Origin of the sequence: Paenibacillus sp. MMO-177, from assembly GCF_037147795.1 — a bacterium.
GTDB lineage: Bacteria > Bacillota > Bacilli > Paenibacillales > Paenibacillaceae > Pristimantibacillus.
In genome coordinates, this window is sequence record NZ_JBBCUR010000010.1 from 75,582 (window position 1) to 91,638 (window position 16,057).

Here is a 16,057-nt window from a genome sequence, read left to right on the forward strand (position 1 = left end):
TACTTTCTTATATTTTTAAAAAATAGCGGAATCCGAATCATATTTCTTGGCAAGATAATTGGTTATATAGACGATGACAAAACCTACGAAGGATTGATAAAGTCCGATCGCAGTAGACATGCTCATGTCATTCATTTGTCTCAGCATTCTGAATACATAAGTGTCAATAACATCGGTCGTGTCATACAAATAAGGGTTATCGCCTACAATCGCATAGATCATTCCAAGATCCCCGTGAAAGATGCCTCCGATGCCAAACAAGGTCAACAGTACTGCTGTCGTTTTAAGCTGCGGCAAAGTAATCTTTGTAATGCACTGCATACGGCTGGCACCGTCCATTTTGGCTGCTTCATAGATTTCCTGGTCAATGCCCGCTATAGCAGCCAGATAGACAACGGAACCGAAGCCTGCGGTTTTCCATATTTTTAGAACAACCAGTATTCCGGCCCATAGACTCGGGTTGGCATAAAAATTGATTTCCTGTCCTTCCTGAATAAAGCCCAACGCTTTTAAAACGGAATTAATTAATCCTACATCCGTCGATAATAACGCAAAAACAAACATCGAAACTAATGTCCAGGATATAAAATTCGGCAAGATGACAAGCGATTGCGTCACCTTCTTAAAATACTTGGAGCTGATTTCAGACAGCACAATGGCAATGAGGATCGAAAAAAACAAACCGGTAATAAGAAACAACAGATTTAAATACAACGTGTTCCAGGTTACAACAAGCCAATCCTTTGAAGTGAAGAAATACTCGAAATTTTTCAGACCAACGAATTTACTTTTAAAAAGCCCTTTTACCGTATTAAAGTCTTGAAAAGCTACGATGATCCCTACCATTGGCAGGTACTTGAAAATCACGAAATATAAAATGCCTGGCAAAACTAATAAATACAAATAGAAATTTTGTTTTACATCTGATAGGAAGCTCTTTTTTCTCTTCTTAACAACGCTGTCCGCTTTATTGCTGCTCAAAGCAACATTCATATTGATCATCCCCCCGTATGCTAAAAAAATCTCTCGGCTCGCGTCGTGGAAATACGGAAAGCCTTTTCCCTTCTGACTCTAATATCGCCTGCATGAGTCTTCAAGTTCTCGTTTTATCAAAATGCCGCTTTGATGGTTTTTAAACCTGTTCGAAAACACGCTGCAGCTTATCCCGATGCTATTTGAACTCAGGCGGTTTACAACAGAAAAAGAACCGACAGCGTGGATGCTGTCGGTTCTTTTTCTGTTCCGCTTTACCATTCGAAGTTTGCTTTTGGACTCTCATCATTCTGGATACTCATTCTATAATTTTCCGGGGTTCTGCCAAAGTGTTTTTTAAATACGGTAAAGAAGTGCTTGCTATTCTCTGGATACCCAACCAATTCGGCAATCCTGCTGACAGGATCATTCGTTTCAATTAAAAGCCTCTGTGCTTCCGACATCCTGCATTGCGTAATATAATCCGACAAGGATATACCCGTTATCTCTTTGAAAATAGACCTGACGTAATTCGGTGACAGCTCTACATACTTGGCCACTGTATCCGTTGATAGGTTTATACTATTATAATGCTGCCTGACATAATCTCTAATTTTATTCGCAATCACGGTTTTTACATTTTCTTTAGAATCATTGCCTTTGGTCTCTACAACTTTGAAGCAGAGTGAATAGAGATACGTTTTTATTTCTTCCAACGTTTCGCAGGTTTGAATCTCGGACACCAGTACCTTTATGCTGTATTCTCCATTCTCTATACTCGTCTTGGCGATACCGCTTAGCGTCCTTGTAAGCAACACGGCTAACTGCAGCACCGTTATTTGGATGACATCCGCGCTAAATAAAGCAAGCCTTTCAAAAAACTCATTAAGGCTTGCGTCAATTTTTCTTAAATGGCTTTCTTTTATGGCTTCAATCATTCTCTTCTCAATATCATAAGGATATTCCTGGAGATCATTATCATTTCGCTGAGCGATTTCGCCATATTGTATGACTGCTTTTCGGCCGAATATAATTCGATAATTCGAAGCTGCCAGCGCATTTTGAAAGGATTTGCCTATTCCTTCAATCCCTTCTACAATGTCCCCTATTCCCGCAGATACGGAGATCTTCAAATATTTTTCTACTTTGTCTTGCATTTCCTTTACCGTATCGAGCAGGTTATCCAAAAGCTCGTCATTTCTATGATTGACATTTAAAATAATACTGACATAGTCATTTCCGTTATCAACGCCCTCTACCTTAAAGCCTTTTTCCCTAAAAAATTCACATGCAATATTAATAATGGCGAATCTAACCAATCTGACGTCTTTCGACCATTTGCCTGAAAGAACCTTTTCAAGAGAATCCATTTTAAGGACAAGGGTCAAAAAGAACGGAGCGTCCAGACTTACCCCGCACTCCATCCTATACTCTTTGTCGAAGATTTTTTCGTCCAGTTCCCCATTAACTATTTTACTTAATAAGGTCTTCTTCTTATCATTCAATAAACGGTTTGAATCCAGTCTATATTTATGAAGCAATTTTCTGAAGGGATTATAGATGGTTGATGTAAAATAGACAGCTAAAAGGATTCCCGCAAGCATAAAAATAACGGTTAAAAACAATAATGTCTTCTGCATGGAATAGGCCGACGATAATAGCTTGCTATATTCGCCAATGCCTATAAATATTAAGCCTAAATGCTTTGCTTTCACATAGCTGACCAATGATTCCTTACCGTTAATCTTCGTTGTAAAACTGCCTTTTTCATTGTTGGACTGCATGATTTGTTTCGCAAAGCTTTCATTGGCAAGATTTTTATTAATCATGGAAGTGTCATCATGGGATAATACATTTCCGTTTTTATACATGATCAATACTTGATTGAGATCTCCGGCACTTCCATTGGTAACCATCTGCTGCAGTATTTTTTGATTTAAATTAATGACTAATGACGATTCAACTTCACCCGTATTTGAAGTGTTTGCAAGAACCAGGGTCAAGAAATTTTCGTTTACATTGTTATTACTTATTACATAATCCACTTTTCTTGTAAAATATTCATTCGAAACGTTATGTTCCTTATTCCTCAGAATACGAATTATATCTTGATCCAAAAAATCCGTTGTTGACTGAATCCCTTCTCCTACCTCGGATATACTGAATAATACCCTGTCAGCCTTTGAATTATAAATATAAATGGAGCCGATAAGCGGATTTGACTTCACATATTGCTTTAATTTCTTTAATACATCTTGATGGCAAATTGATCTGGTTTATTAACATACAAACCGTAATTAAGATCATTATCCATACTATTATTAAATAACTGATAAAAGTTATAATAGACATTTATGAGCATTGTATCTGCAATATAATAAGATTGCGAAATGAAATTTTCAGAGGTTTGACTGATTTGCTCTATACTTTTATTGCTGTAGGTGCGAAACAAGACAAAGGAAAAAACAGATAATAGAACGATAACAATTATGAAATAGGACGATAAGATTTTTATTAATAAAGTATCCCTTCTAAAGAGGCGTGTTAGCCTTCCCCCCACACGTTCTACTTTCATTTGGCTACCCCCTCATTATATCTATTGGGAGAACGACCTGGGAAACCGGTCTTGTAATCCAGTCCCCCAATTCGCCCTGAACCGTCCTTTGGTCACTTTAGAAATTGAATGCCGTACGCATGCTCATTAATGTCGAAATGCCCCTGCTCCGCATCCAGGATCAACTCGCCGTTAATGCGCAAATTGGTGAAGGTGACACCATCCACGGTCCGCTCCCGGTCAAATCCGTAAATGCGGTTTTTATGTTCATTTTTTCCGTTATAGGTCACATTCCGGAAATGAATATTCTCAATGCGTTTACCGGCAACAGGGTTATATTTCTCATTCCACACGATACGGATGTCCACAAGCTGGCCTAGTTCAAAATCCTCCACACGGATGTTGTCATAGGTGACGTTCCGCACCGTGTTATTATCGCCAACATTAATGTTCATGGCCCCCCAATAACCGGGCTGGGGCTCGTGGTGCTCCAAAATATCGATATTGCTGAACTGGATATCCTCGATCAAGTCACCGCCCCGGCGGTAGTCCCCGTGTCCGCCGATATTCATTGCATGTGCAACGTCGGCCCATAAGACGGAGTCTTTGACGCTTACGCAGCGCGAATCCCCTTTATAATCCCAGCGGCTACCGTATACGGCAATGCAATCGTCGGACGTCCGCAGGAACACATCCTCAATCTCTATATGCGAACTGGACATCATGTCGATGCCGTCGCACCATCCCCGCGTGCTGAAGGATTTGAAATCGCGGATCCGGATATGCTCGGACTTGCCGATGTAAATGCTGTAATGCGGCGGATCGAGCAGCACGATACCCTCCACCGAAATATGGTGCGAGAACATAATCCTAACGCCCCGAAAGGCGGAGAATCGGTGGAAGTCAGATAAATATATCACACCTCTGCCGCGTATGGTGACATCTTGTACATGATCGCAAACAAGGGAACCGACAACTATAGCGCCGCCGGCAATATAGACGGTTTTCCCGGACGGAATGCGGAAGATCGTCTCCTCCAGATAATGCATCCCTGGCCCGAAATAAATTACCTCCGGTGCCGCTCCCCCAGGCAGCGGAAGATTCGCCAAACGTTGAATATCCTCCATTCTGTGAATGGCTGGCTTCAGGAACAACACATTCGGGTCATCCGGGTTCGGCGGATTTTCCTCCGGTGCATTTGCGAAAAGATGCAAATTGCCAAATCGGTCCCCGTTCACTTCAATAGACAGTTTGCACGGTTCTTCCAAGCGGAAGGTAACGGCTGCACCTTCCACTTCGAACGGGATCCGCTTCGAGAGCGGTCGGATGACAGCTTGGTGAATAAGCCCCTTCCGGCTCTCGACCCGTACCTCCACCGTTCCCTCCATGTCAAAGTAAGACATGGAGGCCTGCCTAACATTGTGCATATCCACCTTCGCTTCATACACGAAAAGCGGCTCCCAATTCCCTCCAGGGATGCGGACGCTTACCTCAAAATCATCCCGGCCAACCGCCCCTGCTGGCGCATCCCAAATCTTTAAATAGCTCACGAAGTTCTCCTCCTAACGTAGGCTCATCATACGTTACCATAAATACAAATCGTTTCCTTTCAGCTTGAAAATAGCCTCCATGAAATAATAATCGCCATAAATAATAGGCGTATGTCGATCCGGATTATGGTACGCTGCAGAACCGTTGATAAGGAGATGATCCACCTCCAGCTTCCAATCGCAGCATGAAGCATCCAACGTCTTTAATAGTTTCAGAGCGGCGTTTAAATACAAATCCTTTTCATGTTCTCGAACAGCCTTTGCAATCTCGATTAATCCGCATGCAGCGATTGCAGCCGCCGTTGAATCCTCGTAAGCCGGCTCCTTCGGCTGACGGAAGTCGATTGGAATGATACCGTTTTCAGGAATATTAGCGATAAAATAATGCGCAATTCGTTTCGCCGTATCCAAATACTCCTGTCTCCCAGTATGCGTGAAGCTCATCATGAAGCCGTACAGTCCCCAGGATTGTCCGCGAGTCCATGAGGAGCCGTCCTCATAGCCTTGACCGCCGTAGGTGCGTAAGACCGAACCCTCGTATGGATCGAACTCGACGATATGATTGACAGAGCCATCTGCCCGAACAAATGCGGACATTGCCGTATCCGCGTGACGCATGGCGATATGCTTGTAACGTGGATCCCCGGTTTCTCCCGTAGCCCAATAAAGCAAAGGAATGTTCAACATACAATCGATGATAGCCCAGCCCCGGGTATCCGTCCCCTCCAGATCATTCCACGCGCGGATAAAGCCCCCGGCGAGATTAAAGCGACCGGCGAGCAAGTTCGCCGCGTGCAGCGCCCGCTTCCTCGATTCCGGGTTCTTCGTTACTCTATAGTTGGCCACGCTGGTCGGGAGCCACATAAATCCGACATCATGATGCAAGCCAAAAAAGCTATGGAAGCATTCATCAAGAAGCTCTTCCGAGCGAACCGCGATGTCCTTATATTTTTCATTGCCCGTCTCGTGGTGCATCAGCCACATCATGCCGCCCCAGAAACCGTTCGTCCACCAACTGATTCCGTCCGCCGGATCGCTGCCCGGTTTCATATCCGGTCGATGGTCATGCGAACCGTTAATGGTGGTGTAGGGAATTTTATATTGCGATCTTTCGCTCACCACGTCCATTTTTGCCGTGATTTTCGCGATAACATCGCTGACCCACTGTCGATCGTTTGCCAGCAACACCCTTCTCTCCTCCTCGAAGCCATTTCCCTTTCACTTTAATAGCATATCTATGAGTGTTCAAGTTCTCGTTTTATCAAAACGCCGATTTGATGGTTTTTGAACCTGTTCAAAAACACGCTGCAGCGTATCCTGATGCGATTTGAACTCAATCTTGGTGAGAAAACCTCTATCGAGGCCTTTCGAAGAAGAGCGACCGCGTGTAGAGGAAGGTTTTATCGCCAGAATAGAATTTCAGTTTTTGTGACTCAAAATTTTATAAATTCTATTATGGTCAAAAAGAAAAGAGCAAACGCATTCGTTGCTCTTTTCTCCATTCAAGCCTATGTTTAAATTTCAATGGCAAGGCAATTGACGTATTCCGTCGGCAGTGACTCCGGCAGCGAAACGACGAGCGCACCGAACGATTGCTGGAACGGCACTTCTCCGGCACCGAGCAGCCGCACGTTCTTCACCTTCTCCTCCGAGCCGAATGTTCGGATTACGGCAAGACGGTCTTGCGGCACAGCCATCTGGAACGCATAGACCGTGCTGCCTTTCTGCGTGAACCGGAAATCCGACGCGGTCCACTCCGCCTTGTCTTCCTTAAAGTGATCGATAACGACGCGAGTGCCGCCTTCGCCCGACACGCGGAACGGCCGGGTGCCATATACCCCCTCCCCGCAGGCTTCAATCCACCGCGCCATTTCCTTCAAGATGTGCCTGCATTCATCGTCGATCGTGCCATCGGGCTTCTGCGGAATGTTCAACAGCAGATTGCCGTTCTTGGCAATGATATCTACAAACATCTCGATGACATGCCCCGGCTTCTTGTAGACGGATTTTACATTATAGAACCAGTCGCCCAGGCAGGTGTCCGTCTGCCACGGTTCCGGTTTGATATCGGGCTCTTGGCTGCGCTCGATATCCATCACGCCAATGCTGTAAATCTCTTTCTTGCGGTCCTTTTGGTTATATACCGCCCTGTTTACGCCGCCGTTAAGCGAAGCGCTTGTGTTGTACAAGTGCGCGACTGCGTGCAGCCCAGTCTGGTAATCAGGATGATCAGGATTAAAATCCGATTTGTCCCACGTGTTGACGAACGGCACCACGCCGTCCGAGTACAGTAGATCCGGTTGATACAGGTCGATGACTTCCTTTACGATATCGAACCAGCGCTGATGCCACCATTGATTCGGTGTATACCACGGGTCCAGATCGTACATTTTCTTGCCCGGGTCGTGATGCTCGCGGTTCGGCAGGTACAGATCCTCGTACTCGGGATCATTGCCGTCATAGGGAATGCCTTTGTACGGTCCTTCCTTGTCCTGCCCTTTGTTCCAATGGAACCAACTGAACGTAGCGCCAAGATGTTCGGTCAGCCCGAACGGCAGTCCCCGTTTCACCGCAGCCTGCTTCCATAGCGCGACGATATCCTTTTTCGGACCCATGTTCACGGAATTCCACCGATGGATCCTGGAGTCGTAATTGAAAAAGTTGTCGTGGTGCATCGCCTGCGCTACGAAGTATTTGGCTCCTGCCGCTGCGTACAAGTCCATCAGCTCTTCGGGATCGAATTTCTCGGCTTTCCACAGCTGCACGATGTCTTTGTAGCCAAATTGCGACGGATGTCCGTAGTGCCGGACATGATAGCGGTACTGTTCAGAGCCTTCGACGTAAAGGTTGCGCGCGTACCAGTCTCCGTACATCGGGACCGATTGAGCGCCCCAGTGCGACCAGATGCCAAGCTTAGCGTCTCTGAACCAGTCCGGGCATTCGAACGTCCGCAAGGAATCAAAGGTTGGTTCGTAGGGACCCTTAGCAATTTCTGTCTTCAGCAAATGAAAAACCTCCTAATTGGTTGTCTAGGCATGATCTCCGTTACTTTGCCATTTTGTCGTACGCGTTCTGGTAAATTTCCAGATAGCGTTTCAGTTTTAAGCCGTCGAAGCCCTTCACGTACGCGTTCCACTCATTGTCCGTAAGCTTCTTCGATCCGGTTATGAACTGCGCCATATTCGAGCGGATGTAGTCATTGATTTGCGGCTTCAATTGGTTAACTTCCTTGGCATCCGCCGTTTCCATGAAGATACCGAGCGGGAAGGTCTCTTTCGGCTGTTTGTTCTCGTAGTTTTTCTGCGTTTCGAGGAACAGTCTGTACTCATACCCTTCCTGCGTCATCGGATCTTTCGGAGCTACCCAGGATTCGCGGATATCGCGCGTCCGGCGCGTGATGCCCATTTGATCCCACGTATCATTATTTGTAGTAGAAGAGACCATATCGAAGTACTCGGGCTTAAGATTATACTTCGCCGGTCTGCCTCGGACGTCAACGGTTCCTGAAGGAGCCTTTTCCCAGTACTTTCCTTCCAATCCGTATTCGTTCGTGATCGCATGATCCTCGGACCACATGTAATCCGCCATCTTGATCGCCGCAATCTGTTGTTCTTTCGACGCCTTGTTCGTAATGGCGAATTGCCCGTTTCCATACGATTTATAGTAAGCCGTATATGCGATGCCGTTCGGACCCGTCAATGGAGGAATGGATACATAATCTTTGTGGCGTGTTTGGTCGGCCGCAAGGCTGAAGTACAGACTAGGAATGCCGCCGGCGATGACGCCTAGCACGTTATCTCCAACTTGGTTGGCTACCTGCGAAAGCGCGTCACCGTTTTGCGTGAACGATTCCTTGTCGATAAGTCCCTCGCTGTACAGCTTGTTCACATATTCGAGGCCTTGTCTCCATTCCGGCTTATTGGCGGAAAGATCAACCTTTCCGTCCTTCATGTTGAAGAAGTCCTCGTCATTGTCATAAATAAACGCATTCATGAGGAAGTTTGAAGGAACGCCATGCCATGTTCCAATGGCGCCGGAATAGGGAATCTCGTCGGCTTTGCCGTTGCCGTTCGGGTCCCCCGTCTTGAACGCCTTGAGAACGTTATAGAAGTCGTCCGTCGTTTTTGGCATAGGCAATCCAAGCTTGTCTAACCACGCCTTGTTGATCCATGCTTTCTGGGAGTACCAACAATGGAAGCAATCATTCACATGCGGGAGCGCGTAAATATTGCCGTCCGGCGCCGTAATGGCCGTTTTGAGATCAGGATCGTCATCGAACGCTTTTTTAATCTCACTGCCGTACTGGTCGATCAGATCGTTCAGCGGAAGCAGCACGCCCTGCTGGCCGTAATCGATCTGTTCGGACTGCGTGAAATCGCCGGAAAGGAACACGGAAGGGTAATCGCCGCTGGCCATAATCAACTTCTTCTTATCCCCTGCGCTCGCGCTCGGCGCAGCATCGAATTTGAATTTGATATTCAGCTTATTCTCGATATACTTGGTAACGGCATTTGTTTTTATATCCTCAATGCGTGGAGATAATGACAGGAATACATCCAGCGTAACCGGGCCTTTGCCATCCAAAGTCTGCTCGCCTTCGGCGTTGGCGGCTCCGCCGCCTCCGCTATTTCCCGTATTGTTGTTGCCCCCGCTGCATGCACTCAGGAGCAGGGCGATTATCAACGCGAGACTGACGGCCATTCCGATTTTTCGTCTCTTTTCCAAGATGACTCCTCCTTTTTATTCCTTTGCTCAGTTTGCGTCATTCTGCTATCTTCCGTTTTTCTTGCCCGCTTTCGGCCTCACCTCCCTTCTACGCGATTTCCCGCTACCCTTTGATAGAGCCGATCATGATCCCTTGGACGAAAAACTTCTGGACGAACGGATAGATACAAAGAATAGGGACCGTCGCAACCACGATAAGCGAGAATTTCAAAAGATCGCGCAGCCCCTGTCTTGCGGCCATCTGATTGGCGTCCACGAGGGAAGAGGCATCAATGCTATTAAGAATAAGGATGTTGCGCAGAATGATCTGAAGCGGATACAGTTCGGGTGATTTTAAATAGATCAGCGCGTCGAAGTAAGCATTCCAGTTGCCTACCGCGTAGAACAAGATCAGTACGGCCAGGATGGCCTTCGAGAGCGGCAGGACGACTCGCCACAGAAACCCGATATCCGAGCACCCGTCAAGCTCCGCCGCTTCGCCTAGTTCCTTCGGAATGGTAGACTGGAAAAACGTCCGCGCAACGATGACCTGAAAGACAGCTAACGCTCCGGGCAAAACCATGGCCCACCTCGTATCCAGAATGCCAACCGCCTTGACGGTCAGATACGTCGGAATCAGTCCACCGCTGAACAGGATGGTGAAGACGAGAATCATCATGATCGCATTACGTCCCACGAACGTCGACTTAGACAGCGGATAGGCGATTGCCACCGTCATGACAATGTTTATCATTACGCCAAGCACGGTATAGATGAACGAATTGATATAGCCGGTCAGAATGGCCGGATTAGAGAAGATTACCTTATAACCCATCAGACTTATGTCTACCGGCCACAGCCAGACCCGTCCGCTGACGACAGCCTGCGGCGAACTGAACGAGGAACTGAGGATGAAAATGAGCGGATAAATGACCACGGCAAGCACGCAGAAGAGAAAGAAGTAAATAAACCCAAGGAATATCCTGTCGCGGACCGATTCGCGTATTGCGTTTACACGGTTCATGAATATCGTTCCTCCTTTACCACAGACTACTATCGGAAATGCGTTTGGCAATCGAATTGACGGTAATGAGCAGAATCAGGTTGATGACGGAGTTGAATAGGTCGACGGCAGACGAGAAGCTGAAGTTCGCTCCAAGCAGACCCATCTTATACACATAAGTGGATATGACTTCCGAAGTGCTGACGTTAAGCGGATTCTGCATCAGGTAAATCTTCTCGAAGCCGACGTTCATAATCTGGCCGACGCTTAGAATCAGCAGGATGATTGCCGCCGGAGCTATGCCCGGCAAATCGACATGCCGTATCTTCTGCAATCGTGAAGCGCCGTCTACCTTTGCCGCTTCGTACAGCTCGGGATTGATGCCGGCTAGCGCGGCCAGGTAAATGACGGCACCGTATCCGATTCCCTGCCAGACATTGGAGAGGACATAGATGCTCTTGAAATAACCCGGCGTGCCCATGAAGTTGATAGAATCGAAACCAAGCCCGCGAACAATGTAATCCACGAAGCCGAGCCGCGGAGAGAGGAAAATAATGATCATGGAAACCATAACGACGGTCGAGATGAAAAAGGGTGCGAAGGTTACCGTCTGGACGGTCTTCTTGAACGTCATGCTCTTGATCTCATTAAGGGCCAGCGCCAGAATAATCGGAGCAGGAAAGCCGACGGCCAATGAGTACAAGCTAATGCCGAGCGTGTTCTTGATCAGCAGCCAGAAGTTTGGCGATTGAAAGAACGATTGAAAGTGCTTGAGTCCTACAAATTCACTGCCCGTAAATCCCTTAATGACGCTGTAATCCCGAAACGCAATTTGCGCGCCGTACATGGGAATGTACTTAAAGATCACAATATAAGCCATTGGAGCAATAATGAGCAGGTACAGCTGCCAATGCCGTTTGACCCCTTTCCACATCCTCCTGGCGGACGGCAATCCGCTTCTCTTGTACTTGCCGCGCGCATCCATAACACTGGTTTTCATTTACCCGACCACGCCCTTTCCTTGCGGTAGATTCAACCTGACTGGCCTAACGATAGCGAACTCCGGCCGAGACCGTCAACGGACAGAAATCTACTGCCGAGCACATTTCTAAAAGCGCTTACATTCGTATGAATTTAAGGAACCGCTCATTTTTCGCATACCGATCAGTATTCTTCAAAACATAAAAAAGCCTGATCCAGAAGGATGTTCTGAACCAAGGCCTGTTCTTACCACAATAGAATTTATAAGTTTCGATGTCAGTCGAAAACTGAAATTCTATTTGGCGATAAAACCTACCTATTTGACGCGGTCGCTCATCGTCGAGAGGCCTCGATAGAGGTTTTCTCATTTTTGTTTATAGGCATCGTAAGCGTTCTGATGGATCTCCATGTACCGGTCGAGTTTCAACTGCTTCAGCCCGGTGACATAATCGTCCCAATCGGCAACCGTATCCTTCACGCCCGTAATGAACTGAACCAGGTTTGTTTGAATATATTCATCGATTGGAGCCTTCAATCGGGCGGCTTCCTCGGCTGAGGATGTATCCATAAAGATATAGTCCGGATAGACCTCATCCGGTTCCTTGCCCGCATACTTCCGCAGCGTCTCCTCATAAAGCCGATGCTCATAGTCGACGAACGAACCTGGACTCTCCGTCACGGCCCACGACTCCCGCAGGTCCCGATCCCGATAGAGCAGGCCCATCTGAGCCCAGACGTCGTTCTGTGCGGACGAACTGGAAAATTCGGGATCGAGCCAATATTTTGCGGGCCTTCCGTGCTCGTCGTATTCCCCCGGCCGTCCTTTCCGCCACCACTTGTTCTCCGGCCCCCACTCGTTGCGGATAGTCGCCTCTTCCGTCATGAGGAAGTCGGCCAAGCGCAGAGCGGCAGACGCTTCGGCATCCGTTGCTTTATCGGTGATTGCAAAGTTCGCGCGGTCGAATGAGCTGAAGTATCCGGCAGTCTGATAACCGGAAGAACCGATCAAGGGCGGGACAGCCTCATAATTGCCGCTCCGGCTGCCGGTGTTGCTATCGAAAACCATCCGGGCATATCCCGTGGTGACCGCGCCAAGCACATTATCTTTGCGAGATGCCGTCTCCACTAGCCCGTCAAGGGATTGGGTGAATACTTCCGGGTCGATCAATCCCTCGCGGAACAGCTTGTGGATATAGGCAAGCCCTTCCCGCCATTCCGGCTGGATGGCAGCCATTCCGACAGTGCCGTCACGCACATAGAAGTAATTGGTGTCTGTGTTATAAATAAAGGCGCTCATCAAAAATCCCGTGATTTCCGTATGCCAGCTGTTCATCGCTCCGCTGAGCGGAATCTCGTCCTGGAGCCCGTTTCCATTCGGATCCTTCAGCTTGAAGGCGCGAAGCACCTGGTAGAGCTCCTCCGTCGTCTTTGGCATTTCCAGGTTCAGCTTATTTAGCCACGACGTATTGATCCACAGCTTTTGCGCATACCAGCAATGGAAGCATTCATTTACTGATGGAAGCGCGTAAATATTTCCGTCGGGAGCCGTAATCGACTTCTTTAAATCCGGATTTTGGCGGAAAATCTCCTTCAGACGGTCGCCATATTGGTCTATTAAGCCGTTCAGCGGGCGAAAGATGCCCCTCTGTCCATATCGCACCTGTTCATCGGGTGTAAGACTGCCGTCGAGAATGACCGCCGGGTAATCCCCGCTTGCAAACAACATGTCTTCCGCATTGTCCAGTTCGCTCTCTTTGGCAATAACGAACTGGAGATCAATGCCGAGCTTTTGTTCCACATATTTCGTGAACCAATTATTCTCCAATTCCTCTTTCGTAAGGTCGGAGCCCACCAATACCTCAAGCTTCACGCGCTTGTCGGCGATAGGGAATTCACCCGGTTTACGGATGACCGTCTCCGTGCCGCGATTCAGGGATCCGCCGGCCGAAAGGCCCCTTTCATGAATGATCCATATCATACAGCTTATCAGCGCGATTGCAGCCGTAACCATTACGGATAATACAATCGTTCGACTTCTGATCACTGTGTCCACCTCCGGGCAATCGGGCTCCTACTCTTGCATTCGACTGCGATAATCCTGCGGCGGCAGTCCCTCCATCTTGCGGAACACGCGGCGGAAGGTCGCGGAATTGGGGTATCCCACTTTCTCGCCCACCTCCTGGATCGGAACCTCGCTGTGGATAAGCAGCTCCTTCGCTTTCCCAATCCTTACGGAAGCCAGGAAGTCCAGGAAATTTTCGCCGAATGTTTCTTTGTATAATCTGCTTAGGTATTTGGAGTTGACAGAAAATCTATCACTCAGGAAATCGAGCGACAGATTCGGGTTTGCGTACTCGTTCTCTATGCACTCCTTGATGTCCTGCAATAAGGTATAGTAGGCTCGCGGCGAGCGCAATTCCTGCAGCTGTCTGCTGCATTCGTCCAGCACCGCGAACAGCGTCTGGCTCAGTTCGTTCAGCGTATCGAATGTCTCCATCTTGACGCGAACGTCTTCGAGCGCCTGCCTGACAATCTGGTTTTCCTCCTTGGACCCGTTCGAGTGATGAAGCCCCAGGTAGGCAAGCAAATAATCTAATAGTTTGACGATCTCGGCTTTCCTAGGTTTATCCGCGCGAATATTGTTGAAGAGCTTCCAATATAGGGTCTTCCACTGCTCCTCCCCAAGGCGAAAGGCTGACGAGATCTCGTGAATCACGCGAAGATGCTCATGCTCATTCTTACGCTGCTGGTGCTCGGCGTCCGAGTACCGGATGATCCGGTTCGTACCAAGCACGGCCTTGAAATGCAGGATCGAGCAAGCTTCTTCATAGGAAGAACGAATATCTTCAATACGGGATGTTGCACGACCGACTCCAATGGTAACGGTGAACTTGAGATTTTTGGCAATCCAGTCGACAATCGATTCATAGACGGATGTGAGGTCCTTTTGACCATTCTGGAAAATAACAGCGGACAAATGGGTAGGAGATGTCCATTCCAGCCAGACGGATGTATCCGGCTGCTGAATCATTTCGTTGACAACACTGCTGACGACGAATTTGAATAGCGAGCGGTCCCGGCCGCTGTATGTAAAGAATGCCTGCTCCGCATTGTCGACCTCGATCACGATCGCCTTCAGCATATGGAATGCCGGCAATTGCAAGTCCTCGACAGGAGTCTCCGACAATTCTCCATTCTCGTAATGGCCGTGGATCAGAATGCTGAATGCATGTTTGCGTTTCAGGATGGCCGTCTCGCTGAATTCCCTCTCTACAAGCTTCGACTGTGCAGCAAAATTATTGATAGCGGATTCAATAAAGGCAAACTCATCGAGTGATACGCTGCCTGCTGAGCCGTTTCCGTCGAACAGCGAATGGTTCAGCTTCACCACCAGCTCTTCAAGAGGCTTGTAGTTCGCCCGTGTAATATAGATGGTGAGTATAAGGCCGCCGACAAACACAAGTACACCGACTGCAAACCAAACGCTGGAGAATGCCGATGTTGACTGGGCCAGCAGTCCGCTGTTCATCCCGCTTTCTACAGTCCAGCCGGTGTAATCGGACGTTAAGCTGGCCATTACTTTGCGGTCCGGTTCCAAATTACCGATATAAATCGGTTGCCGGTTCCGGCCAAAAATATTCACGTAAGTGTTGGCTTCGTCGTAAAGAGAGGATACGGTTGCCCGAATGGAAGAAGTATCGATATTCACCACGATAATCCCTTTCGATCCGGAGCTGACCGGAACCTCATGAACGAGGCTGACGACGCGCTTCGTGTTCTGGAAAGAGAGTTCGCGATACTCCCGTACATCGGTCCAAAGAGGCCCGTTATGGAAACCGGAAACGGACCGAGCGAACGCCCGGTCTTCGAATATATCGATATTTTTCCGCATATTTCCCGAAAGAATGGTTCCGTCGCTGTATCGGTACAAATAGAAGGAATCGATCAACGGCACTTCCCGCTTCAATTCGTTGAGACGCTCCAGAACCTCATAGTTTAAATAAACGCTGCCGGTTCCGCTGTCTTCGAAATAACCGGCCAGCAACTTGCTGTTCAGAAGCTCGCGGATCACCATATGATCCACCGTTTTCAAGGAAACATTGACCGACTGCAGCAGTTGGGCTGTGAATACCTCGCTGGACTCTTTCGCATTCTTTCGGTTCTGGTCCACGATTACCCGAAGAAAAACGAAAAGCAAAAAAGAAAAAACGATCAGAAAGAGCGGGATGTATGACCAGATCATCTTTCGAAGCCAAATCTTACTCATTAGCCTCCTCCTCTAACAAGCTCGAT

General features: G+C 47.9%; 11 protein-coding genes. All 11 read right to left on the minus strand.

What is annotated here, in order from left to right:
* Positions 1 to 15 precede the first annotated feature (15 nt).
* On the minus strand, positions 16 to 993 hold the full coding sequence (locus tag WFK81_RS24795) for an ABC transporter permease (RefSeq protein ID WP_336789342.1): 978 nt from the start codon (positions 991 to 993) through the stop codon (positions 16 to 18).
* 254 nt (positions 994 to 1,247) lie between these two features.
* Positions 1,248 to 3,200, minus strand: coding sequence for a helix-turn-helix domain-containing protein (locus WFK81_RS24800; RefSeq protein ID WP_336789344.1), 1,953 nt, complete (start codon positions 3,198 to 3,200; stop codon positions 1,248 to 1,250).
* Between the two features lie 17 nt (positions 3,201 to 3,217).
* Positions 3,218 to 3,547 (minus strand): hypothetical protein, encoded by a 330-nt coding sequence (locus tag WFK81_RS24805; protein WP_336789345.1) that lies wholly within the window; start codon positions 3,545 to 3,547, stop codon positions 3,218 to 3,220.
* Positions 3,548 to 3,639: 92 nt separating this feature from the next.
* Positions 3,640 to 5,076 (minus strand): glycosyl hydrolase family 28 protein, encoded by a 1,437-nt coding sequence (locus WFK81_RS24810; RefSeq protein ID WP_336789346.1) that lies wholly within the window; start codon positions 5,074 to 5,076, stop codon positions 3,640 to 3,642.
* 33 nt (positions 5,077 to 5,109) lie between these two features.
* On the minus strand, positions 5,110 to 6,264 hold the full coding sequence (locus WFK81_RS24815) for a glycoside hydrolase family 88 protein (protein WP_336789347.1): 1,155 nt from the start codon (positions 6,262 to 6,264) through the stop codon (positions 5,110 to 5,112).
* A gap of 326 nt (positions 6,265 to 6,590) precedes the next feature.
* Positions 6,591 to 8,081 (minus strand): alpha-L-fucosidase, encoded by a 1,491-nt coding sequence (locus WFK81_RS24820; RefSeq protein WP_336789348.1) that lies wholly within the window; start codon positions 8,079 to 8,081, stop codon positions 6,591 to 6,593.
* A 40-nt stretch (positions 8,082 to 8,121) separates the two neighbouring features.
* Positions 8,122 to 9,801, minus strand: coding sequence for an ABC transporter substrate-binding protein (locus WFK81_RS24825; protein WP_336789349.1), 1,680 nt, complete (start codon positions 9,799 to 9,801; stop codon positions 8,122 to 8,124).
* 103 nt (positions 9,802 to 9,904) lie between these two features.
* A complete protein-coding gene (locus WFK81_RS24830; RefSeq protein WP_336789350.1) occupies positions 9,905 to 10,804 on the minus strand; it encodes a carbohydrate ABC transporter permease in 900 nt (299 codons plus the stop codon).
* A 16-nt stretch (positions 10,805 to 10,820) separates the two neighbouring features.
* The gene (locus WFK81_RS24835) at positions 10,821 to 11,768 is read right to left on the minus strand and encodes an ABC transporter permease (protein ID WP_442956099.1); all 948 of its coding nucleotides are present in this window, start codon (positions 11,766 to 11,768) and stop codon (positions 10,821 to 10,823) included.
* A gap of 360 nt (positions 11,769 to 12,128) precedes the next feature.
* Positions 12,129 to 13,808, minus strand: a complete 1,680-nt coding sequence (locus WFK81_RS24840; protein WP_336789352.1) for an extracellular solute-binding protein — start codon at positions 13,806 to 13,808, stop codon at positions 12,129 to 12,131.
* Positions 13,809 to 13,835: 27 nt separating this feature from the next.
* Positions 13,836 to 16,031, minus strand: a complete 2,196-nt coding sequence (locus WFK81_RS24845; protein WP_336789353.1) for a helix-turn-helix domain-containing protein — start codon at positions 16,029 to 16,031, stop codon at positions 13,836 to 13,838.
* Positions 16,032 to 16,057: the final 26 nt, after the last annotated feature.